The organism is Streptomyces sp. NPDC101194 (assembly GCF_044767885.1).
GTDB lineage: Bacteria > Actinomycetota > Actinomycetes > Streptomycetales > Streptomycetaceae > Streptomyces.
On the sequence record NZ_JBIWOS010000021.1, the window covers coordinates 18185 to 40308 of the forward strand.

At 69.3% G+C, this 22124-nt stretch carries 20 protein-coding genes and 3 pseudogenes; 11 read left to right on the top strand and 12 right to left on the bottom strand.

Annotation, left to right across the window (positions count from 1 at the left end):
• From ACIRP2_RS38820 to ACIRP2_RS38830, 3 genes and pseudogenes are all read right to left on the bottom strand, one after another.
• A pseudogene (locus tag ACIRP2_RS38820) lies at positions 1-225 on the bottom strand (transposase); the annotation flags it as partial.
• 77 nt (positions 226-302) lie between these two features.
• Positions 303-980: a response regulator transcription factor gene (locus ACIRP2_RS38825; RefSeq protein WP_404258481.1), complete on the bottom strand. Its 678-nt coding sequence runs from the start codon at positions 978-980 to the stop codon at positions 303-305.
• A complete protein-coding gene (locus ACIRP2_RS38830) occupies positions 977-2236 on the bottom strand; it encodes a sensor histidine kinase (RefSeq protein ID WP_404258482.1) in 1260 nt (419 codons plus the stop codon). The genes ACIRP2_RS38825 and ACIRP2_RS38830 overlap by 4 nt, the downstream gene beginning before the upstream one ends.
• A gap of 119 nt (positions 2237-2355) precedes the next feature.
• Between ACIRP2_RS38830 and ACIRP2_RS38835 the strand changes: the two genes are divergently transcribed.
• Genes ACIRP2_RS38835 through ACIRP2_RS38845 form a run of 3 tightly spaced genes read left to right on the top strand, consistent with a single transcriptional unit; the run spans position 2356 to position 5695 of the window.
• Positions 2356-3303, top strand: coding sequence for an ABC transporter ATP-binding protein (locus ACIRP2_RS38835; RefSeq protein WP_404258483.1), 948 nt, complete (start codon positions 2356-2358; stop codon positions 3301-3303).
• Positions 3300-4862 carry an ABC transporter permease subunit gene (locus ACIRP2_RS38840; protein ID WP_404258484.1) on the top strand — a complete coding sequence of 521 codons (1563 nt, stop codon included), beginning with the start codon at positions 3300-3302 and terminating at the stop codon, positions 4860-4862. Before ACIRP2_RS38835 ends, ACIRP2_RS38840 begins: the two co-directional genes overlap by 4 nt.
• Positions 4859-5695 carry an ABC transporter permease gene (locus ACIRP2_RS38845; protein ID WP_404258485.1) on the top strand — a complete coding sequence of 279 codons (837 nt, stop codon included), beginning with the start codon at positions 4859-4861 and terminating at the stop codon, positions 5693-5695. The genes ACIRP2_RS38840 and ACIRP2_RS38845 overlap by 4 nt, the downstream gene beginning before the upstream one ends.
• Before the next feature lie 389 nt (positions 5696-6084).
• Here ACIRP2_RS38845 and ACIRP2_RS38850 read toward each other — a convergent pair whose 3' ends face one another.
• Together ACIRP2_RS38850 and ACIRP2_RS38855 are read right to left on the bottom strand one after the other, a co-directional pair.
• Positions 6085-6789, bottom strand: coding sequence for a DUF4232 domain-containing protein (locus ACIRP2_RS38850; RefSeq protein WP_404258486.1), 705 nt, complete (start codon positions 6787-6789; stop codon positions 6085-6087).
• Positions 6790-6929: 140 nt separating this feature from the next.
• The gene (locus tag ACIRP2_RS38855) at positions 6930-7202 is read right to left on the bottom strand and encodes a DUF6192 family protein (protein ID WP_404258487.1); all 273 of its coding nucleotides are present in this window, start codon (positions 7200-7202) and stop codon (positions 6930-6932) included.
• Between the two features lie 439 nt (positions 7203-7641).
• On the opposite strand from ACIRP2_RS38855, the gene ACIRP2_RS38860 reads away from it, so the two are divergent.
• Together ACIRP2_RS38860 and ACIRP2_RS38865 are read left to right on the top strand one after the other, a co-directional pair.
• Positions 7642-8133 (top strand): hypothetical protein, encoded by a 492-nt coding sequence (locus tag ACIRP2_RS38860; protein WP_404258488.1) that lies wholly within the window; start codon positions 7642-7644, stop codon positions 8131-8133.
• Positions 8134-8396: 263 nt separating this feature from the next.
• Complete coding sequence (locus ACIRP2_RS38865; RefSeq protein ID WP_404258489.1) at positions 8397-8624, top strand: hypothetical protein; 228 nt, start codon at positions 8397-8399, stop codon at positions 8622-8624.
• Between the two features lie 49 nt (positions 8625-8673).
• On the opposite strand, the gene ACIRP2_RS38870 is transcribed toward ACIRP2_RS38865, so the two are convergent.
• Positions 8674-9246, bottom strand: a complete 573-nt coding sequence (locus ACIRP2_RS38870; RefSeq protein ID WP_404258500.1) for a helix-turn-helix domain-containing protein — start codon at positions 9244-9246, stop codon at positions 8674-8676.
• Positions 9247-9425: 179 nt separating this feature from the next.
• Between ACIRP2_RS38870 and ACIRP2_RS38875 the strand changes: the two genes are divergently transcribed.
• From ACIRP2_RS38875 to ACIRP2_RS38895, 5 genes are all read left to right on the top strand, one after another.
• The gene (locus ACIRP2_RS38875) at positions 9426-10415 is read left to right on the top strand and encodes an alpha/beta fold hydrolase (RefSeq protein ID WP_404258490.1); all 990 of its coding nucleotides are present in this window, start codon (positions 9426-9428) and stop codon (positions 10413-10415) included.
• Between the two features lie 1134 nt (positions 10416-11549).
• Entirely contained in the window at positions 11550-12491 is a 942-nt protein-coding gene (locus tag ACIRP2_RS38880; protein ID WP_404258501.1) for a hypothetical protein, read from the top strand.
• A 1159-nt stretch (positions 12492-13650) separates the two neighbouring features.
• Positions 13651-15954, top strand: a complete 2304-nt coding sequence (locus ACIRP2_RS38885; protein ID WP_404258491.1) for a DNA/RNA non-specific endonuclease — start codon at positions 13651-13653, stop codon at positions 15952-15954.
• Entirely contained in the window at positions 15951-16478 is a 528-nt protein-coding gene (locus tag ACIRP2_RS38890) for a hypothetical protein (protein WP_404258492.1), read from the top strand. Before ACIRP2_RS38885 ends, ACIRP2_RS38890 begins: the two co-directional genes overlap by 4 nt.
• 504 nt (positions 16479-16982) lie before the next feature.
• Positions 16983-17153: a helix-turn-helix domain-containing protein gene (locus tag ACIRP2_RS38895; RefSeq protein ID WP_404258493.1), complete on the top strand. Its 171-nt coding sequence runs from the start codon at positions 16983-16985 to the stop codon at positions 17151-17153.
• A gap of 31 nt (positions 17154-17184) precedes the next feature.
• On the opposite strand, the pseudogene ACIRP2_RS38900 reads toward ACIRP2_RS38895, so the two are convergent.
• The 3 genes and pseudogenes from ACIRP2_RS38900 to ACIRP2_RS38910 form a co-directional block, all read right to left on the bottom strand.
• Positions 17185-17298 (bottom strand): annotated as a pseudogene (locus tag ACIRP2_RS38900) (GNAT family N-acetyltransferase); the annotation flags it as partial.
• Positions 17259-17719 (bottom strand): annotated as a pseudogene (locus tag ACIRP2_RS38905) (iron chaperone). The pseudogenes ACIRP2_RS38900 and ACIRP2_RS38905, both read right to left, overlap by 40 nt.
• Before the next feature lie 98 nt (positions 17720-17817).
• Entirely contained in the window at positions 17818-18462 is a 645-nt protein-coding gene (locus tag ACIRP2_RS38910) for a glyoxalase (protein ID WP_404258494.1), read from the bottom strand.
• 346 nt (positions 18463-18808) lie between these two features.
• Between ACIRP2_RS38910 and ACIRP2_RS38915 the strand changes: the two genes are divergently transcribed.
• On the top strand, positions 18809-19015 hold the full coding sequence (locus ACIRP2_RS38915) for a hypothetical protein (protein ID WP_404258495.1): 207 nt from the start codon (positions 18809-18811) through the stop codon (positions 19013-19015).
• A 17-nt stretch (positions 19016-19032) separates the two neighbouring features.
• On the opposite strand, the gene ACIRP2_RS38920 is transcribed toward ACIRP2_RS38915, so the two are convergent.
• The 3 genes from ACIRP2_RS38920 to ACIRP2_RS38930 all read right to left on the bottom strand — a co-directional run bounded on the left by ACIRP2_RS38920 (position 19033) and on the right by ACIRP2_RS38930 (position 21792).
• Complete coding sequence (locus ACIRP2_RS38920; protein WP_404258496.1) at positions 19033-19221, bottom strand: hypothetical protein; 189 nt, start codon at positions 19219-19221, stop codon at positions 19033-19035.
• 571 nt (positions 19222-19792) lie between these two features.
• A complete protein-coding gene (locus tag ACIRP2_RS38925; protein ID WP_404258497.1) occupies positions 19793-20590 on the bottom strand; it encodes a DUF5707 domain-containing protein in 798 nt (265 codons plus the stop codon).
• 755 nt (positions 20591-21345) lie between these two features.
• Entirely contained in the window at positions 21346-21792 is a 447-nt protein-coding gene (locus ACIRP2_RS38930) for a DUF4231 domain-containing protein (RefSeq protein ID WP_404258498.1), read from the bottom strand.
• Between the last annotated feature and the right edge of the window lie 332 nt (positions 21793-22124).

The window sequence follows — 22124 nt, forward strand, 5'->3', positions numbered from 1 at the left end:
CAGGCCAAGCGTGGCGAGCTCGTCGAGCATGTCCAGCGCGAGCTGCCATGTCGGCCGGTGGTGTTCCTCGTCGGGGACCCGGCAGCGGCCCCGCCGCTCCAGCGCTTCGGGACCGTCCCAGCCGCGGGGCAGGAGCAGTCGCCACGACAGCGGACACGACGCGGTGTCGGACGCGGCATGGACACTGAAGCCGATCTGACAGTTGCCGACCTTGCCCAGCGTGCCGGAGCGCATCCCCTCGTCCCAGTCGGGTGCACTGAGCACGGCGCCTCCACTCGCGGGCCGCCGGCCCTGACGGCTGCTCAGTCGGGTGGGGCGGCTGGGTCGATGATCCGATACCCCACGCCGGGTGCGGTGGCGATGGCCGGGGGGTCGCCGAGTTTGCGGCGCAGGCGGCTGATGGTCACCGTGACGGTGTTGGTGAACGGGTCGGCGTGTTCGTCCCAGACCTGTTCGAGGAGGTTCTCCGTGCTGAGGAAGGCTGGGCTCGCGTTCAGGAGGGCTTCGAGTACCGCGAATTCCTTTACGGAAAGGTCGAGTTGGTGGCCGTCACGGCTGACGGTGCGGCGTATCGGGTCGAGTTCGATGCCCGCCGTGCTCAGGGTGCGGGGCCGGGCGGCTGGGCGGCGGCGGGCCAGGGCGCGGATGCGTAGGACGAGTTCGGGGAAGTGGAAGGGCTTGGAGAGGTAGTCGTCGGCGCCCAGAGTCAGGCCGCTGACGCGGTCGCCTGGTGAGTCGGCGGCGGTCAGCATCAGGACCATCACGCGGCCTTCCCGCTCGGTGATCATCTGGCAGAGGGTGTCGCCGTGGATGCCTGGCAGGTCGCGGTCGAGCACGACGACGTCGTACGCGTTGACGTCCAGCTTGGCTGCGGCGTGGAGCCCGTCGTGGGCCACGTCTACGGCCATGCCCTGGTCGCGGAGTCCCTCTGCGATGACTTCGGCGAGGGGGCGGGCGTCCTCGACCACCAGGACTCTCAATGCGCCACGCCCGTCTCTGTGTCCGGGAATTCCGCCGTCGCCCTGCCGTCCGTTCGGGGGAGGGTGATGGTGACGCGCAGGCCGCCGTCGGGGCGGGCGCGCATGTCCAGGGTGCCGTGGTGGGCCCTGGTGATGGCCGCGACGATGGAGAGGCCGAGGCCGCTGCCCTGGCCGGTGCCGGTCCGGTCGGCGCCAAGGCGGCGGAAGGGCTGCGCGAGTTCCGCCACCCGCTGCTGGTCGAGGACCGGTCCGCTGGACTCGACAACGAGGGACACTGCACCTGCCTCCTCTCCTTCAGCCCCTACCGCGACACTGATCCAGCCCCCGGGCTCGTTGTGCGCGATCGCGTTGTCGATCACGTTGTCGACCACGCGGCGCAATAGCGTCTGACTGCCCCACACCCACGCGGAGTCGTCGATCCGGTTTTCACGCATGTCCAGGTCCTTGGCCGCGATGTCCTTTACCCGTCCGGTCAGGGCGGTCAGCGCGAGTTGGCCGAGGGCGAGCCGCGCCGAGTCGGTGAACTCACCGTGCTGGGTGCGAGCCAGGACGAGGAAACTCTCCAGCAGCCGGTCCACCTGGTCGAGTTCGGCGCGCATCCGGACGGCCAGCGTGGCCGTGGTCTCGGGTACCGGGCCCGGCTTGGCGAGGGCCACGTCCAGGGAGGCCCGCATCGTGGTGAGCGGGGTGCGCAGCTCGTGGGAGGCGTTGGCGACGAAGAGGCGCTGGGCGTCGAAGGAGCCCTCCAGACGGCCGAGGAGGTCGTCGATGGTGTCGGCGAGGTCCTTCACCTCGTCGCCGGGGCCGCCGATGGCCAGACGTTCGTGCAGGCTGTCGGCGGTGATCCGGCGGGTGGCCGCTGTCATTACGCGCAGCGGGCGCAGCACCCGGCCGGCGACGAACCAGCCGAGGCCGACCGAGATCACCGTCATGACGCCGAGGGCGATGGCGGAGCCGATCAGGATCTGCCGGGACTGGGTGTCGTGCGCCTGGGCCAGCTGCTGCTGCAGCTCGGCGATGCGGCCCTGGGCCTGTTCCGCCGTGACGGGCTGATCAGTGCCGCCCTCGGGGGCGGTCTGGCTGGAGCGCGATCCGCCGGATGCCACCACGGCCGCGATGACGAGCAACGCCGTTCCCGACAGCAGGAACAGAGTCACGTACAGGGCGGTGAAGCGGGTGCGGGCAGTGCCACGGCGCAGACCGAGCCAGGCGGTCGAGCCCGAGAGCCGTCGGGGCGGACCCCATTTCATCCGCATGCTCTCCTCTCGCCACCGCACCAGGACACGTACGAGGCCAGGCTATGCCGAGGCGCCTAACAGCGAGATGACAGCGGCCGTTCGGCCCCTGTAACCCGCTCCGTCACAGGGTGGGGGCCATGAGCGATGAGAGTACGAAGGCGACGATCGAGGTCATCGGTCTGCGTAAACGCTTCGGGCCACAGTTGGCTCTGGACGGGATGACGTTCACTGTGCGGCCCGGACGGGTGACCGGCTTCGTCGGCCCGAACGGAGCGGGCAAGTCCACCACGATGCGCGTGATCCTGGGCCTTGACGCGGCCGAGGAGGGAATGGCCATGGTCGGCGGAGTGCCGTACCGCACCCTGCGTCGCCCGCTTCGGCATCTGGGGGCACTGCTCGACGCCTCCGCGCTGCAGCCGAGCCGCACTGCCCGTAACCACCTGCTGTGGCTGGCCCACTCACAGGGCGTGCCGGCCCGGCGGGTGGACGAGGTCATTGATCAGGCCGGCCTCGGCGCGGCGGCCCGGCGCAGAGCCGGCGGCTTCTCGCTGGGCATGCGCCAGCGTTTGGGGATCGCGGCGGCGCTTCTCGGTGACCCGCCGGTCGTCATGCTGGATGAGCCGTTCAACGGTCTCGACCCCGACGGCATTGTGTGGATGCGCGGCTTTCTGTCGTCTCTGGCCGGGCAGGGCCGCGCCGTCCTGGTTTCCAGTCACCTGATGAGCGAACTCGAAGACACCGCGGACCATCTCGTGGTGATCGGCCGCGGCCGGGTCGTCGCGGACACCAGTGTCTCCGAGCTGCTCGCCAAGGCGTCCGGCGGCCGGGTCACCCTGCGTACCCCCGCGGCTCCGCGCGCCGCCGAGGTCCTGCAAGGCGCGGGCGCGACCGTTCTCGCGACCGGCCCTGGCACCCTCGGCGTCACGGGCCTGCCCGACGAGGAGATCGTGGCCCTGCTTGCCCGGAACGGGGTGCCGTTCTCCCAGGTGTCCAGGCACCGGGCGACGCTCGAAGAGGCGTACATGGAGCTCACCCGGGACGCAGTGGAGTACCGGGGCATCCCGGCGGGTGAGGCCACGCGATGACCGCCACCCTCACCCCTCGTCCCACGGCCACGAGGTGCACTGAGCGGGGCGGGTTCCCCCGGACGCTGCACGCCGAGTGGACGAAGTTCCGTACGGTACGCGGCTGGGTCCTCGCCATGACGGGGGCGCTCCTGGTGACGATCGTGGTCGGCCTGCTCGGCACGGCCGCCCCCGCCCCCGGCGGTCGCGGCGCCGACTCCGCCTCGTACCCGCAGGGCCCCGGCGGCGAGGCCGTCAACGACAGCTTCTACTTCGCCCACAAGACGCTCACCGGCGACGGGACCCTCACCGTTCCCCTGCGGTCGCTGACCGGTGTGGCCGGCATCGGGACCAGCAAGACGACCCAGGGCGCCCAGCCCTGGGCGAAGGCCGGGATCATCGTGAAGGAAAGCCTTGCTCAGGGCTCCCCGTACGCGGCGGTCATGGCCACCGGCGGCCACGGCGTCCGCATGCAGTACGACTACACGCACGACACGGCGGCCCCTTCCGGCAAGGTTGCCAAGGAGTCCCCGCGCTGGCTGCGCCTGGTCCGCTCCGGTGACACTCTCACCGGTTCCACCTCCACCGACGCCTCCCACTGGACCAAGGTCGGCCAAGCGAAGCTGCCGGGGCTGGCGCGCACCGTGCAGGCCGGACTCTTCGCGACGTCACCGGAGGCGAAGCAGGACACCGCGGCGGGCACGGGCTTCAGCCCTGCCGCGGCCACCGGCACCTTCGGCCGCCCCGCCCTCACCGGCGACTGGTCCCAGGGGGCGTGGCGCGGCACACAGGTGGGCGGCGACGCGGGCACCTCCGGCAGCTACACGAACACAACCAAGGGCGGCTTCAACCAGACCGACGGCGGCGGGTTCACCGTGACCGGGGCCGGTGACATCGCACCGGTCGTCGGCGGGCCCGTCATGGGCGTCGGCTTCTCCGTCGAGAACTTCCTCGTCGGCACCTTCGCCGGGCTGATCGTGGTGATCGCCGTGGGCACGGCGTTCATCACCGGCGAGTACCGACGCGGACTGCTACGTACGACGATGACGGCAACTCCCCTGCGGGGCCGGATACTTGGTGCCAAGGCGCTGGTGGCCGGGGGCGTCTCGTTCGCCATCGGCCTGGTCGCCGCCGCGATCACCATGCCCATCGGGGAACGCAGCGCGCGCGGCAGGGGCTTCCATGTCTTCCCCGTCACGTCGGCGACCGAAGTGCGCGTCATGGTCGGCACCGGCCTGCTCTGCGCAGCCGCCGCCGTGCTCGCTCTCGGCGTCGGCGCCCTGCTGCGGCGCAGCGGCACGGCGGTCGCCCTGGTCATCGCGTCGATCGTGCTGCCCTTCCTGCTCGCCACCTCCGGCGTACTGCCCCCGGGCGTCTCGGATTGGCTGCTGCGGGTGACCCCGGCCGCGGGCTTCGCCATCCAGCAGACCCTGCCGCAGTACGCGCAGGTGCTCAGCGTGTACGAGCCGTCGACCGGCTACTTCCCGCTGGCGCCATGGGTCGGCCTCGCCGTGCTGTGCGGATACGCCGCGCTCGCCTCCGGTCTGGCCGTGGTACGGCTGCGTGGGAGGGACGTATGAGTCTCCTGAGCGGTGCACGACTCACGAGCACGGCGGACGGTGCGTGGCGAGGGGACTTCGGCCGCGCCCTGCGCGCGGAGTGGACGAAGCTGCGCACCGCAGGGGACATGGGCAGGTTGCTCCTGCTCGCCGTCGCGCTGACCGTGGCCATCGGCTGCGGCACCGTCAAGGCCGTGAAGTGCCCGGACGCAGGGTGCGGTCAGGACGCCGTCAAGCTCGCCCTGACCGGCGTCACCGTCGGGCAGGCGGTCATCGCCGTCCTCGCGGTACTGGCCTTCAGCGGCGAGTACGGCACCGGGATGATCCGCACCACGCTCACGGCGGTACCGAATCGGCTCACCGTCCTCACCGCCAAAGCGACGGTCCTCACCACGGTCGTCCTGGCCTCCGGAACGGCCGCTGTCCTGGCCTCGCTCCTTACCGGCCGCTACATCCTGCCCGGCAGCGGATTCACCGAGGCGCACGGCTATGCCCCGCTGTCCCTGGCGGACGGCCCGGCCCTGCGCGCGGCCGTCGGATCGGTCCTCTACCTCGTCCTGATCGCCCTGCTCGGCCTCGGCGTGGCGACGGCGGTACGGGAGGCGGCGACCGCTATCGGGACCGTGCTCGGGCTGCTCTATCTCTTCCCGGTCGTCACCCAGGTGGTCGACGACCCGGAGTGGCAGCGCCACCTCCAGCAGATCTCACCCATGACCGCCGGACTTGCAGTCCAATCCACCGTCCATCTGCGCGAGTTGCCCATCGGCCCATGGGCCGGGCTGGGCGTGCTCGCCACGTGGGCCGCGGCCGCGCTGCTCGTCGGCAGCCTGCTGCTGCACAGGCGCGACGCGTAGCCGAATCGAGCCGACCGCGAGCACGGTGGCTTCGGGCCCCAACGACTCTGGGAACGGACCGATAGCAGGTGTGCGACGGCCACCCCGGCCGGCCGCGACTTCGAGCGCACCCACCAACCAGAAGGCTGAGCCAGCGGGCCCGCAGGCAAGCACCCCTCGGTCGCCTCGCTGTACCGGGCGCTCGCCGAGGCCGAAGCCGCCGCCGGCTCCGACGACCCACGGGTCATCGGCCCCCGTCGCCCAGGGCCGCGCCCGCATCACCGAGTCCGGCAGCGGAGTCGACCCGGCGCTGATGGAACGGTTCACCGCACAGGTCCTCGACGGCGACACCGTGCTGGACGACCTGGCCCGCCAGGCCACAGGCAGCTCCGACGCCGCGGGCGCCACCTCTACTCGGTCGTGTGCGTGGGGTAGACCTCGACGTCGGTGTAGGCGCCCTTGATCGCTCCCGCGCCCGCGGGCCACTTCAGGTTCACGGTGTGGGTCTCGTTCGGGGGCGTCACCAGGATGTTGATCGGGGACGCGAGGCTGTTGCCGGTGTTGTCGATGGTGTACGCGAGGTTGAAGACGGCGGCGTCGCCGGGCTTCAGGGTGGTGATGCGCGGCTGGGCGTGGCCGCGCTCGATGGGGTTCGAGGTGTGGTCGGCGTCCTTGATGTCGACGCCCGCGAAGCCCGTCGCCGAGCAGGTGGTCGAACCGCGGTTGACCATGGTGATGTCGATCCTGCCGGAGTCCTTGTCGGGCGCGGCGTCCCTGGCGTCGATGGCCAGGTCCTGCGTCTTGCAGAACGTGACCTTCCCGCCGGTCCTCGTCGCACTGTTCGCGGATGCCCCTGCCTTGGTGTCCTCGCCGGAACCCGACTGTGCGTCGCCGGCCCCCGAGCCGCCGGATCCCGACTTCGCGTTGCCGGCCCCCGAGCCGCCGGAGCCCGAGCTGCCCTCCGGCTTCGAGCCACCGTCCGAGGACGAAGAGGACGAGGACGAGGAGCCCTTGGAGGACGAGTCCTTCTGGGAGCTGTCACTGCCACAGGCGGTGAGCGAGAGGGTGGCGGCGACGCCGATGGCGGCGAGAGCAGTGATACGGGTGTACTTCACGGTGTTCCCCCGGGAGTAACGCAGGTGCATGCGGTCGGAAGTATTTGTATCCCGCACCGAGTCACAGGCCGTCCTCCGCGACGTCTTCGTTCTGTCACAGGCGCATCGACCTCACGGTTCGCCAAGGCGTCACCGCACGGTCACCAGCCTGGTCCGAGCTCGACCACCCGGACCTTGTGCTCCGAGGTGAACGTGCTCGCCACCGCCGGTCGCCGCATCAGATCACCGGACACCTCGGCCGCGACCTCACCGACCAGGGCGAACGGGCGGATCGCCGAGATCATCCCTGCTACGAGACAGGGGTGCCCACCACACGGCAGACCGGTGACGGTGTCTGCGTACTCCTTTAGGCGGCTCTGGCAAGATTCTCGTAACCGGAGATCATCTCGGTGTGAGGGTTGGCCGGTCCGCATAGCAACATGCCCTCCGGAGCACGCATGGCTACGCCTCGTCCCCGGACTGCTCGTGCACGCACGTGAGCACCATGCGGGCGTCGACCAGATCAGGACCGCTCAGGGAATCCCAGAATGGATGCGTGACAACCTCGGCACTCAGCCGGCGCAACCCCTCCTGGGGGCGCCGGACTTCCGAGGCCTGCTCCTCCGTGTGCCCGGGAGAGTCCTCCTTGTGGGACCGGTAGGAGGAGTGGAGTTACTTGTTCCCTTCCCAGCAGGGTGCGGCCAGCGTCATGGCCGCCCTGAACGGGTTACTGCGTCAGCCGCAGAAACGTCGCAGCGTCCGTGCGTCACTCCTGCGAGGGATTTTCCCCTTGTGCGCGCGTTGCCACAATCGAGATCACACGCAATGGATCTTGTCTGCGCACTCGCGCAGCGCACCCGTGAAGGAAACTGGATGAACAAGATCTGGTCTGCCCTGGCTGGAGCAGTGATGGGCTCTGTCCTGCTGTCCGTCGGCGTGGCGGACGCGGCACCCGCAAAGTACGCCCGACACAACGACGCAGCGGCTCAGTTCCGTAAGGCGGGTGTCTCCTGGGCATCGAGCAAGGGCTGCGCCGACTGGAACAAGAGGGGATGCACCTCCTTCACCAACATCAACAAAACGACCGTGACAGGCGTGATCGCCTTCAAGAATCTCAGCAAGTGCCGAGTGATCATCACCGCCGGAACCGAGATGGGCCACAGCGCGGGCACGTACTCCCACCGCAACGGCTACAAGGTGGACATGTCCAAGCAGGATGGGTGCCTGGACCGATACGTCCCCGGCCACTTCAAGCGGGCCGGCGCCCGTAAGGACGGCACGAAGCTCTACAAGTCACCAGCGGGCAACGTGTATGCACGCGAGAAGAGCCACTGGGACGTCCTCTACTACAACGGCCGCGCCTGACCGGGCAGCAACAGCACGCAGGCGCACTCTCTCAAGGCGCGCCTGTCGCGTCTTCCGACCACCCCACATCCGAACACGCGGCAACCGCCCTGCCGTCAGCGATCTCGCTCGTAGCGACGCTCGAACCAGGCCCCGAGGACCACTGTGTTGATGAACCCGTTCTCCTGAACATCGATCCTGACGACTGCATGTTCTTCGTCGGGTAGAAGCCGCAGGAGCCACCGAACTCCCCGCCCTTGCCGCCGGAGGAGATGCCGGTGGCGATGGCCCGCTGCTGGGTGCTGGCCCCGCACCTGCACAACGGAGTGATGCTGAAGGCAGCCGCAGCCGCAGGCCACGTGCCCTACCGCGCCGCGCAGCGGTGGCTGGCCGCGTACCGCCGCGGCAGGCTTGCAGCACTGGGCCAGACGCCACGCCGCGACAAGGGGCGAAGAATCCCCGCCCCCGGCGGCCTGCGCCCGCTGCGCGATGCGGGCGCCGCCGAGGCGTGAGGGTGCAGGAACCCGTCGCGTGGGGGGTCCCAGAACGCTGTGCTCCGCACTACCGGGCCCTGCGGCCGAGGGCCGGGGTGCGCGGTCGTAGGCGCTCGCCCTGCGGTCCGAACATGATCAGGTACTCGACCGGTCCGCCGGGTCCGGCGTTTGCAACTCCGTGGGCGGTGCGGGTGTCGAACTCGGCGACGTCCCCGGCGCTCAGGACAAGGTCCTGCTCGCCGAGCGCCAGCCACAGCCGCCCGTAGAGGACGCACAGCCATTCGTACCCGTCGTGGGAGACCTGCCGCGGCCGCGTGGACGGCACGTCGACGGCGGGCAGGACGTGCTTGTGGGCGTGCAGGCCCCCCACGTACCGGGTCAGCGGCAGCACCGCCTTGTCGTCGCCGGGACGCTGCGGCATCGGGGTGCGCGGTCCGGCCGCGGCGACGGGTTCGGTACCGGCCAGTTCGTCCAGGGAGATGTCGTACGCCTTCGCGAGCTGCAGCAGCACCTCCAGGGTCGGCTTGCGCCGGCCGGTCTCGATCCGCGACAGCGTGCTCAGCGAGATGCCGGTCGCGCAGCTGACGCCGGTGAGTGTGGCGCCGCGCTGCTCGCGCGCGGTCCGCAACCGGGGGCCCATGGCCGCCAGCGTGTCCGCTATGCCGTCGTTCGTCACCGTCGCCCCGCTCTCTCCGGCCGTGGCACCTCCACCGCCCTGTTCTGCAAGTTTGCCAGGATGGCAAGGGTACTCGCGTCGGGCGGCCACAGCGCCGCATGATCGGTGGGCAACCGCGGCCGCCCGTGAACCAAGGAGAAGCCATGCACCAGCCCGCGCCGTCCGCCGACCTGCGCCACCACACCATCGAGGCACCCGCCGGGCGCCTGCATCTGGTCGAGCAGGGCACCGGGCCACTGGTCCTGCTCGTCCACGGCTTCCCCGAGTCCTGGTACTCCTGGCGCCGCCAGCTCCCGGCCCTCGCGGCAGCGGGGTACCGGGCCGTGGCGCTCGATGTGCGCGGCTACGGCCGCTCCTCCAAGCCGGCCACGACGGACGCCTACCGGATGCTCGACCTGGTGGAGGACAACGTCGCCCTGGTGCGCGCCCTGGGCGAGGAGAGGGCGGTGGTCGTCGGGCACGACTGGGGCTCCAACATCGCGGCGGCCTCCGCCTTGCTCCACCCCGAGGTCTTTCGCGCCGTCGGACTGCTGAGCGTCCCCTATGCGCCGCCCGGCGGCCCCCGCCCCACCGACGTCTTCGCGCAGATGGGCGGCGACCAGGAGTTCTACGTCTCGTACTTCCAGGAGCCCGGCCGGGCCGAAGCGGAGATGGAGCCCGACCTCCGGGGCTGGCTCGCGGGCTTCTACGCGGCCCTGTCCGCCGACACCATGCCCACTCATGGCGAGCCCGACCCGCACTTTGTGGCCCGCACCGGCGGCCGACTGCGCGACCGCTTCCCCAGCGGCAAGCTGCCCGCCTGGCTGACCGAGGACGACCTCGACGTGTACGCAGGGGAGTTCGAGCGCACCGGCATGACCGGGGCCCTCAACCGCTACCGCAACATGGACCGCGACTGGGAGGACCTCGCCCAGTACGGCGGCGCCCCGATCAAGCAGCCGTCCCTGTTCATCGGCGGCGCCCTGGACGCCTCCACGACCTGGATGGCCGACGCGATCGACGCCTACCCAGCCACCCTCCCCGGCCTGGCCTCCACCCACATCCTGGACGGCTGCGGGCACTGGATCCAGCAGGAGCGTCCCGAGGAGGTCAACCGCCTGCTGACCGCCTGGCTCGCCTCCCTCCAGGGCTGAATCGTCGGGCGTGCCGCGACCGGGCTCCGTCGCAGGAGAAACACGGCCGGCACACCCGAGGGCAGCACCCGAAACTCGACCTCGTCATGCAGTTGTTGCGCGACGGCGACGCCTTGAAGGTGACCCGGCCCGAGCGGCTCCCCCGCTCGGCGCACCACCTGCCCTGTCTCGGTGAAGTTCGATCTGCCGCGCCAAAGCTCCCAGCGCCGGCACCACACGGTCCGGCCCGTGTTCTCACTGCATATCCATCGGCGAGGGAACCCACCGACCGTCTGGTTCGACAGGTGAATTGCGCTGCCGCGCTCTGGGGCTGCCGGTCTCTTCATGCTTGTCGGGTGATGCCTCCCAGCGGGCCGACGGTGCTGCGCCACGGTCGTCGCGGGCCTCGCCAACCGGGTACCCGTCCTGGCGGTCAGCACGGGCCGCGACCGGCAGAGGATCGGCTGGGAAAGTCCCGGTCGAGGTCAGGGTGCGCTATAGTTGATCTTGTCACTTCGCCGCAACTCGCGGTGAATGATGTTGCGTTGGTGGTCCAAGGAAAGACGCCCCGCTTCCCGCGGGGAAATGCAGGTGCAAGGCCTGCCCAGCGCTCACCCACGAAGCCCTTCCCTCCACCCGGGAAGGGCTTCGTCATGTACCCCTGATACGACGTCCGGCGAGGCGGGTACTTGGCCCAGGACGCGGATGAACGCGTCCGCGCTCGACACCCCCGAGCGCGGCTCCCCGTGGTCTGCGCGTTCACCTCGCCGCCCACTCGGCCACTGGGCGGCCTCCCGGCCGTCGTAGCGGCGAGGCGGCGTCGCTCGCCGCAGCTCGTCGGGGCCGGCTCGGCCGGGCCGCGCTCCAGGGGCGTCCACACAAGGTTGCTCGTGACCGTAGTTGCCGGCGCCCGGCCACCGCTGCGGTCCCATCGGCCATGTTCGGCAGCCGGGAAGCTAGCCGAAGAGTCGACATCAACCTGCCGACCGGTGAACAGTGGCGGAACGGACGTGCGGCGACCATCGGGGAGAAAGCCAGGCCCGGCGTGCGGCCCTGGCCATACAGGGTGGGAGCTGTTACGCCCTCTGGCCAAGAACCCCAGCGCGTCTTTGATTTGCTGGAACATCGGCAACGCTCAAGTGAAGGGACATGGACGTGCGCGCACGGGGCATCAACTACGACACCGGGTTCCTCCCAGGGGAAGAACTCTCTCGCAAGAGCTTCACCCCTGAGGCGGTCCGGCACGACATGGCGGTGATCTCAGGGGATCTCCACTGTGACGCCGTTCGTATCTCCGGGCGAGAACCCGAACGGTTGAGCATCGCTGCCCGGCATGCTGCGGACGTGGGCCTTGAGGTCTGGTTCGCCCCCTTTCCTGTGGACCTTCCACGCGCCCAGTTGCTCCCGTTCTTCGTCGACTGCGCCCAGCGGGCCGAAGCCCTAAGGGAGGCCGAAGCCGATGTGGTGTTCGTCGCCGGCTGCGAGGTCAGCGCGTTCTGCAGCGGTTTCCTACCTGGTGACACCTATGGCGACCGCCTGCGGGCCATGGCCGGCGCCGACTTGGAGTGGTGGTCCTCCCTCGGACCGGTGCAAGAACGCCTCAATGACTTCCTCTCCCAGATCGCCGCGACCGTCCGTACGCACTTCGGCGGACAAGTCACCTACGCCTCGGCCCCCTGGGAGTTCGTCGACTGGGATGTGTTCGATCTCGTCGGCATCGATGCCTACCGGGCCGCCTACAACGCCGAGAGCTTCCGGGACGAGTTGCGTGGGCACCTGGCCCACGGCAAGCCCGTCGTGGTGACCGAGTACGGAACCTGTGCGTACCAGGGCGCAGGAGAACGTGGCAGCATGGCCTGGCAGGTGCCGCACGGCGCGGTCCCGGACGAGGACGAGCAGGCGCGCTACCTCACCGAATTGCTCGGCATCTTCGAGGAGGAAGGCGTGGACACCGCGCTCTGGTTCACCTTCGCCGGTTACAGCAGGCTCGGGGAGCATGACCTTGGCTCCTATGGCGTCGTCCGTATGCTCAACGAGACGCGCTGGGAACCGAAGAAGGTATTCCACGCGATGGCAGCCAGATATCAACGCAACTGAAGTACCAAGACCTCCAAGGCCTGTCTCGGACGTGGATCTTCGATAGGGGAGGATCTCGGTTTCGGTGGACCACCGCCACGCATATCTGGTGATCGGCGCCGGGGCGGCGCTTGCCAGGGCAGGTGCGCAGGGCTTTGCCGTGGTGGACGGCGTCCGCGACCACGTGTAGCGGCCGGTTCAGGCATACGGCCAGCAGCCTCGTCACGGATGCCGCGAGTTCGACCTTGGACACGCCGGTCTTCGGCCGCCACAGCCGGGCCACGACCGGCAAGGCGACCGGCCTGGTGAGGAACGCCGACTCGGCCACGATCACGACCACCACAAAGCAGGTGCCGCGCCCGACCGGGTGGCTTCCGGCCGCCGCGCCGTCGTGCTGCCAGGCGGCACCGAACACCTTCTTGCCGCGCCGCTTGAACAGTCTGTCTGTGTGCTGACGCCCGGTACAGCGCCGCGGCCACCCGCGGCGTCGCTTTCTCCGACTCCACCACACACCGTTCTCTGGCCGGCCTGTCAGAACAGCGAAAGCCGAGACTCGGTTCGTGGTGCGTGGAGATCTGATGGACGCGCAGTGCACGCTCGAAGCACGCTCTGGGAGGTTCCCGCAGGGTGCCGTATCTTCCTCAAGCGCCGGGACCAACGGAAGCTACTTGGGGGAGTCGCTGTGGGAGACCAAGACAGGAATCCGGGATCCGCGGGGCAGGACGGAATCGGCGAAGAGGCTGGATCCGGCAACTCGAAGCCCTCGCCACGGCAGCAAACCCCAGGCGACGTCCCACCGATACCGCAGGCACCCCCCGCTCCGCCGGGCCCTCCCCCGGCGGTCCCTCCCCCCTCCGGCGAATCAGCGCGCCCTACCACAGCGTTACCCGTGCCGCCCGCGGTGCCTCCGCCGCCGGTCCAGCCGCCCGCGGTGCCTCCGCTGCCGGTACAGCCGCCCGCGGTGCCTCCGCTGCCGCCCTCGCGGCCGACCACCGCATGGCTCCGACGAGGGCGTACCCGGCCGTTCATCGCCATAGGTGTCGCCTTGGCGGTGCTCGCGAGCCTCGTGTACGTGCTGTGGCCAAGCGGGTCCGGCTCCCACCAGGAAGCCTCGGTCCCTCGTGTGTCACCGGCCCATCGGGGGGCGTCGGCCGCTCGGGCGCTGGGTGCCCTTCAGGCCGTGAACATATCGACGGCCTATGCCCCCGTCCAGCACGCGCCGACGACCCACGCGGATCTGACGGTTACCGCCTCGGGACAGGCGTCGGGAATCCTGAGCGAACCTGTGGCAGGCAAGTCCGCCATGGCGTGGTCCGGTGACCAGCTCTACCTGAAGGGCGACTCGGACTTCTGGGCACAGCAGGGCCCGTCGTACGGCAGGGATCTGACCAGCACCGGCCACTGGGTGGCGCCGAAGAAGCGCTCCGGCTACTACATGTTCAACAACTTCGCCGTGAACGCCGGTTCCCTGACACCGAAGTCACTTGCCTCGGTGGTCACACACGTCACCTCCGACCCCGAAGCCGTGGAGCAGAACGCGGGAACGATCGAGGGGCACAAGGCGATCTCGTACACGGCACAGGGCTGGACCGTCGTCCTCGCCGATGCCTCTCCCTACACCGTGCTCGCCATCGGCGGGGATCCCAGCCACCAAAGCCCGGTCAAACCCGCTGCCTGGCACGCGCCCCGGCGCGCCAAGGGCAAAGCGGAGCTGTCCGCTCCCCGCGCTACGGTCACGCCCGTCGACTACACGAACAGTGACTACAGCTCGTACCTGTTGATGGTTCCGAAGCCGGCGAGCGCCGAGCAGGCGACTGCGGTCCGGTCGGCCGCCACTTCCGCCGCGGCCACCGCTGTCGCCCCCGCCACGTCGTCGGAGGTGGTCTCCAAGTCCATGGGGCCGGACTTCACCATCACCAACAACAGCGGGTACCTGTGCACGAGCAATCCGTGCCCGTACTCCTTCACGGTCACGAACAGCGGGGACCAAGCGGGCGCGGCCACCCTCTATCTCAGCCTCCCGCGCGTGCCGGACCAGCCCCATCCCCTGGGCACTCTGAAGCCCAAGCAGTCCAAGAATGTCAGCGGATCCCGGCCCAACATCGCGTGGGGCACCAGGCGGACCGTGAAGCACACGGACTACGCCTGGGTGTACTCGTCCGCCGAGTACGGATCGGACCCAAAGGTGGGCAGCCGTCTGCACGCGCGCAACCTGCGACCGGACGACATCTCGGTCGCCACTCCGCTGAAGCCCACCGTGGCGAAGCTGCTGGACCTGATGACGAAGGACAGACCGACCAGTGACACGACAGCCGGTGACAAGGCAGTCGATGCGCTCGAGAAGAGCCTCAGCCAGGGCGTGATGCCCGATCTGGGGACGATCGTCGATTCCCGCCGCCTGGAGAACCCCGAGGACCTGCGCGAGATCCTCCCCACCACCGACAAGGTCGAGAACCGACGCGTCCTGCAGCAGGTCGCGCGGCTGTTGCGCACCGATCCGAAGGCGAAGGTCACGTGGGCCGGACCCTACAAGGCCGGCGGTAAGACCTACCAGGCCGACTACTTCTACACGACCACCCGCCAGGGCCAGGAGGCCAAGCGCGCCGTGCGGGCGAAGACCGTGCGGAGCCCGGGGCAGCTCGGGTCGCAGATGAGTCTCGGCGCCGAGCAGCTCAACGGTGAACGGCAGGGTTCCGCGGACGCCGGGCGCGAGAAGGCACCGCCCGGGTTCGAACGGGTGCTGCAGGTCAGCCTCGAACCGGGCGTGGGCCCGGTCTTGGCACTGGCCACCACGACCGGCCTGGAGCAACTCCTGTCGACCGGACAGCAGTTCCGGCAGGCGCGGGAGAGCCTGTGCGAGCCGAACGGCGGCGGCCCCCGGGTCGACCGCCTCGTCATCGTCAACGAGTCGGGCACCCACCAGTGGACGGACCTGCGCAGGGTCGGCGCGCGCTGTTCCGGCAGCGGCACCGGCGGGGGTCCGGCTCCGAGCGCGTCGAGCGCCAGCCAGGACCGGTGCGACACCCAGTCCCGCGAACAGCGCTACAGCTACCAGCCCCTGCAGGACGGCGCGCCCACCGGCGTGACCGCGCTGATCTGCCCGTCGGACCTGAAGCCGCCGAACTCGCGGGGCAGCAGGTCCGGTACATGGGAGCCGCCGGGCTATGTCTCCAAGCGGGACCGCAATCGGCAGTGGATCTTCAACCGCTCCCACATCCTCGGTGACCGCTTCAATGGATCCTGGGTGAGGGAGAACATCTTCACCGGCTTCCGCGAGATGAACGATCCCGCCATGAAGAGGTGTGAGAACAAAATGGCGAGCGCCCTTCAGTCGGGGCAGCCGGTCACCTACTCCGGGCAGCTCGAGTACGGTAACGGGCGGAACAATATCCCGACGGGCATCAGAATGACCGCCTCGACATCCAACGGGGTGCTCTTCGATGCGCCCGTCTCCAATACCCCCGGAAGCCAGGTGACCTGTTGAGTCTGCGAGAACTGGAGGAGGCCGTACCAGCGTTGCTGGACATTCGGTCGGCCGAGCGCCGGAGCGTCGACTGGGAGTTCGTCCGGCGCGAGATTGGTGTCGTACTGCCCCCGGACTTCGTCGCCCTCGCGGAGGCATACCCCCCTTTCACGGTGGACGACTTCCTGGGGCTGCACATCCCATCCCCCGGCGAGGAGAAGTATTTCGTCGCCGGCGTGCAGGGGCTCCTCGGTAACCTGGCGGAGCTTCGTGACGCCGGAATGTCGCATGGCCATGTTCCGTTCCCCGAGCCGGGTGGGCTCCTCCCATGGGGCGATTCCTCGGAGGGAGACGTCTTCTACTGGAAGACATCGGAAGCGGACAGCGCGTCGTGGTCCATTCTGGTCAGTGGTCACAACGACGACTGGTGCGCGTACGCGGGAGACCTGACCTCCTATCTTGCAGGGTTGGTGCGCGGGACCGTTCCTCCGGACGGTCTGCCGCCGGAGTTCCCGGGCTCGACGCCGGTCATCGAGGCCGACTGAGGTCTTCTCGGCAACGTGATGGCTGCGGTGCGTGGCCGCGTGCGGGTGTCGGGGCGGTGACCGGAGGTCAGATGCGCGTGAAGCCCCTGGCAGGGACGAGTCTGCGGAGATCAAGTCCCGGCCGAGAGGCTTCGCGTGCCGTCCAGTACTACCTACACCGGCTCGCTGCTGCTCAGGGCGCTGCCACCAAGCCGCCTTCCGTCGCCGCACAGCAGTCGAAGACAGCTGACGAACAGAACTCCGCCCGGGCCGGGGTCCCGGCCTCAGCCGTTCGCCACCGCCCCGGCAGATCCTTTCCCTGGCCCGACCGGCGTCCTCGGACACGAAGTCGGCGTAGGGCTACTCAGAACCGGGGCTGAGAAACACGCACTCAAGGATGGCGTGCCGAGCCAGTGCGGGCCAGCCGCCCGCATTCACTGCTCGGCCGACCTGGGCGAGGGCTGGTCATCCGCGACCACCAGAGGATCACGAGGCGAGCTGCTGTTTCATGGGAAGAAAACCCCGATGCCCCGCAAGTCTCCGGCCCGCGAGCCGATGCCTGGCCCCGAGCGTGACCGGATCGCCGCCGAACTCGAATCGAGGTACGAGGCAGATCCCTCGACCCGGGAGCCGGCCAGGGAGACGGACCGCTCCCACACCGGCGTGCACCGGCTGTCGGCCGACGGCGAGCAGTGACCCGCTCGCACGTCGGCGGCCTCCGAACAGGTCAGTCGACCAGGGTGAGGACGACCTCGTCGACCTCCTCACCCCGTGCGTTCGCGAATCCGCGCTCATGGCCCGTCACCACACATCCGCACTTCTCCAGCACCCGGATCGGGCCGCGGTCAGCTCCCTCAAGGCGTAGGCGGTCGGCCACATGGCGCCGTCGTCGAGTGCCGCCTGGTCGCTGAAGCCGAGCGTGGCATACCTCGACTTGAACTTCTGCGCGCTCTGGAAGTGGCAGAGGACCTTGCCGTCTCTGGCGTACGCAGCTTGGGCGTGAGGCCTGGAGCGGCGGTCCTGATGATGTCGTGGATCCGCTCGGCGAGGACCCGGTCCGCTTCCGGCATCTCAGCGATCTTCGCGAGAACGTCCCGCTCGGCTGCCGCTCCCTCTCCGCGCGGGACGAACCGCGCCGCGCCGCCGCCTTCTTCTGCTCCCGCGCGTGCTCCTTACATCGCGGCCCGCTCCTCGGCGGTGAATCCGTCGTACTGCTCAGCGCTCGTGCCGGAGCTGTCGGCGGACGACTTCGTGGACTGCATGGCAGGTTTCCTGTCGTACGGGGATGAGGCGGGCCGGGGCGGGAGTGCGGGGCCGTGAGTCAGGACAGTGGTGGCGCCGTGGACAGCGCGGGAGCGTGCTACCCGGCGGCTTCCCAGGCGAATCCGTCCGGGTCGGTGAAGGGGCCGGCGGTGCCGCCGAGAACGATGCGGTGCGATCCGGTGCCGTCGGCGGGAACGCCGAGGTCCTTGGCCAGGCCGCGGCGCTTGTACAACGCCAGCTTGACGGGGCTGAACTCGTCGGAGGTGAACTCTGCGTACTTGCCGCCGAAGCTCCTGGCCACGGTGAGGCCCCGGCCGACGTAGAACTGCTTGCTGGCCTTCACGTCCTCGACGCCCAGCAGGAGGACGATCTCGTCGATCTCGCAGATGGCGGGGCCGGTGTCCTTCTTCGCCGAGGTCGCAATCTTCCAGATCGTCCCGTCCGGGGCCTGGACGACGCCGCCGTAGCCCCACAGCGACTTCACGGCGGGCTTCAGTACCGTGGCGCCGGCGTCCTCGGCGGCGCCGAGGAAGCTGTCGACGGTGGTCGGCCGGGACACCGTGAGCGCCAGGGTGAAGCCGCGGAATCCGGTGGAGTGTGCCTCGGACGCCCGCAGGTGTATGCGCGTGTCCACTCCGAAGGCGGTGTAGAAGCGGTGGGCGGCCTCGGTGTCGGCCACCTCGAGGGTGACGGATGCGATGGACGTGCGGGATGCGGTGGAAGTGGTGGTTGCCATGGCCATCACGCTAGGGGCTGCTCGGCGCCCGGGGCTTCTCGATTCCTGACCAGTCTTGTCACTTGCATCGCCACACACGCCGGCATCCCCCTCTACCGCAATCGCGGAGCCCGCATCGTGGGCGGCACTCACAGCTCCTGACTGGTTCCTGAACACGGCGGCGTCCATCCCAGCCACCAAGGGCGAAGACGAGGTGTGCTGAGGCTGCTGAGCGACGACGACCTCGGCCAGCACCCCGCCCCGACGGCCGTCCTGCAGTCCTGGCTCGACTCCCTCCGCAGTCGATGAGATCCTCACCCGCTCCGAGGTCTACCGGGCTGTCGTCAAATCCCGCCATCACACCTTGAAACACGTGCGCCAGATCCCGGCCGACGAGATCCTCTCCCGCCGCGAACCCGAGGTCACACCGAAGATCCTGCTGGACCACTGCGGACACAGCACCGACCGGTGGGCGGTGCTCGCCGCCGCCATGACCTTCGCGTACGACAAAGAAAAGATCACCTTCGGAGAGCTCCTCGACTCCCCGGACGGCGCTCCTGCCCGAGCGCAGACGTCCTGACCTTGCTGCTTCGCGAGTCACGCGGCCCGCTCCAACTGCGGGTCGCCCCTGACCGCTCCGGTACGCTCGGTTCGGGCCCGGCGCAGGGCGGCGGCCTCGATCGCCGTGACCAGGCGGCGCCGCTGTGCACGGACCGCCTCGATCGGGGCCGGCGCATCCGGGACGACGTCGGGCCCGGGGAACGCCTGGCGGGACAGCTCCTGCATCGCCAGGTCCTGCCCTTTCCCCGCTTCCGCAACGGCCGGGTCCGCACGGGATGGCGGCGTGGCAGCACGATGGGCTTCGAGGGCGAGGCGGTAGCCGTCCGGCGGGGTCCGGCACCGAACCGGCGCGGTCGGCGGGATCTGCTCCGGGGCCGGGTCTGCAGCCCCCGCGGCGGGGCCGGCCTTCACGGGTGCGGGCGCCAGGACATGCAGGGGCGCGGGCGTTCGCACCAGACATCTTCGCGTTGGCCGCCGCGACCGGCTTCGGCGCGTTCCGATACAGCTTCGTGCCGTACGCGGGAGCGTCGGGGGCGACGCTTGCGGCCGGTGTCCCCGTCGAAGCCCACGGCCTGGACCTGCTCGGCGAGCTCGGTCGCGGTCGCGGTCGCGGTCGCGGTCGCGGTCGCGGTCGCGGTGGGATGCCGCCCCACCGAGCGAGGACGCTGTCGTCGGCGGACCCCTCGAAGGGGCGATGAGGGGCGGCGTAGTTCCCGGCAAGAACGCCCCTCGCGGTAACGACGAAGGGCCCGGCCTGCCGGGCCCTTCGGTTCGCTCGCCACCGCGCGCTGCGCGACTACTTCACGTCGACGAAGTCACCGGTGGCGTTGACTGCGGGGGTCGAGGCCGTACCGGCGAAAGTCCAGCGCCAGTAGCCGTCCCCCACCGCCTTGACCGTGGTCTTCAGCGTGCCGGTGTTGGAGCCCTTCACCGTTTTGACGGTGGTGTATGTGCTGCTGTTCTTCTTCCGGAACTGGAGTTTGACCGGCTGGGACGCGTAACCCGCGTACTTACGGGTGTCCCAGTTGGCCCGGTCCAGCTTGCCCGTGACCGTGATGGTGCCGCCCTTCTTCACGGGCTCCGGGGAGGCGTTGACCGTCAGCCGCGACAGCCGCTGGAACCTGATCGAGGAGAACGTGTCCTTCTCGGTGAAATTCCCGTCCTTGCCCCATGCGCCGGCGTAGACCCGCCAGATCGTGGCGTTGGTGTTCCACAGGTATCCGGGATCGACCGTGATGGTGAGGGTGCAGGTCGAGGTTGTGGCGTTCGCGGCCTTGCACTTGGCCCTTTCCGCGTCCGGGTGGAACCCGAAGCCGTACAGGTTCGGGTCGCTGTCGCGGCCCCTCCAGATGTAGGAGAGAGCGTCGTCGATGCCCGAGGAGTGGGATGCGGTGACGGAGACCGTCACCTTCTTGGTGGCGGTGGTACCGAGCACGATCGGCTTTCCACCGTTCACAACGACCTTGCTGATCACCGGGGCGGCGTCCGCCCGCGTCAGCGCGAACGAAGGGCTGCTCGCCTGTGAGACCGGCACGGCGAGGGAGGACAGGGCCAGGGCGCCGGAGACAGCGGCAACAGTGGCACGAATACGCAAGTGTTTCCCAAGTCTGTCTGGGGGTCTGCTGACCCGACAGAGCAGACCTGGGGCAAAGGTGAAAGGTTGTACACGAAGATGAAATCTTCGCGAAGATCGATTTGAGACGGCCGACACCCCGCTCCGCCCCGTCGGTCGCACCAGCTGTCCCTGGCCGGCTCCACCGTCCGCGACGGATCTGTCGGGTGCTTGCCGTGCCGCTCGATGTGGCCGTGGAGGACCTGCCGTCGGCGGCAGTGCGGTTACGTCGGTCCAGGACCTGCTCCCGAGTGAGGCCCTCGAGGACGGACCAACTCCTGGTCGACGTCGACGAGCTCCCGCTCCGGTGCCGCGGCGACGGGGGCCGGGCGCGGCGCGGGCAGCACGACCGGGGCCACCGGCGCGGTCGGGACGTGTGCGGCCGGTTGCGCGGCCGCGGCTTCAGTGGCGGCCGCGACCTCTGGGCGCGACGGTCGACCAGCCGCGGCTGCGGACTTCACGCTCACGCGTTGGCGGCCGCGACCGGATTCCGTGCACTCCAGCGGCCTCCCGTGCTCGCCGCGAGCAGCAGCGCCGCAACCGCGAGCTCCTGGTCCTCGCGCAGCGCACCCCCCGACCCAGCTTCCCTCGCGCCACCGGGACCCTGGCGGAGGCCGGCCGATGACCCCGACGACACACCATCCGGCCACGGACGGCCACGCCGACGCCATCCCTGTCCCCGGCACCAACTGGGGCACCGCCGGCTTCGACCTGATGTGCCACACGGAGCCGACGGCTCATCGACTCTCGGACGAGGATGTCGACGTGCGACGCTCTTGCAGCCAACGCTCGCTCAGGTGCGCCCACACACCCTGGTATGTGTCGAAGAAAGGCCGGAGCCGATCGTAAGTGAGATCGTCAGCGGGAGTTGAGGCAATGAGGTACTCGAGGTCATCAGCGAGACGCTGAAACCGGTACTGCGTCTCCTCCATCAACACCCATCGTGACCTCCAGTTGAAGAACGACTCAACGGCTCCCAGCAGGGTGACCAGCGCCACGAGCGCGAAGGCCAAGTCGGCCCAGAAGTTCAGGTTCTGCAGGCCGAGGATGATTGTTGAGGCAGCGGACATCGAGAGCGTCAGCACCTTCAGAGCCGAAGAGGCCAGACGGAAATGCTTCTTCTTCCTTCGGGCGTACACGTTGCCCTGCTGAATCCTCTCCAAAAGGTGACCAGCGGTCTCCACCGGAGCCAGCCCCGCGCCTGTAGGCCCGCCAGATCCCATTTCGCGCCTCTCGCTTCCACTTCACGACGTCTCCTGCGACTCCCGACCGAAGGGTCTCACGCTGCAGGACTGCGCGGTCAACAGCGCTCGTGCACCCACCTTCAGGCATGGAACGCAGGCTCGTCCGCCCTACGAGTTGGTGGGTGATAAAGGGTGAGGGTGCATCAGTTCTTCACGGGTATTCCCCGGAGGCATCTAAGAAGTCATCTCAATTGGTGAGTCTTCGGTAGCAGATGAGGGTGCAGGCGATACTCGTGAAGGCGAGGAAATGGTCGGCTTTGCGCTCGTAGCGT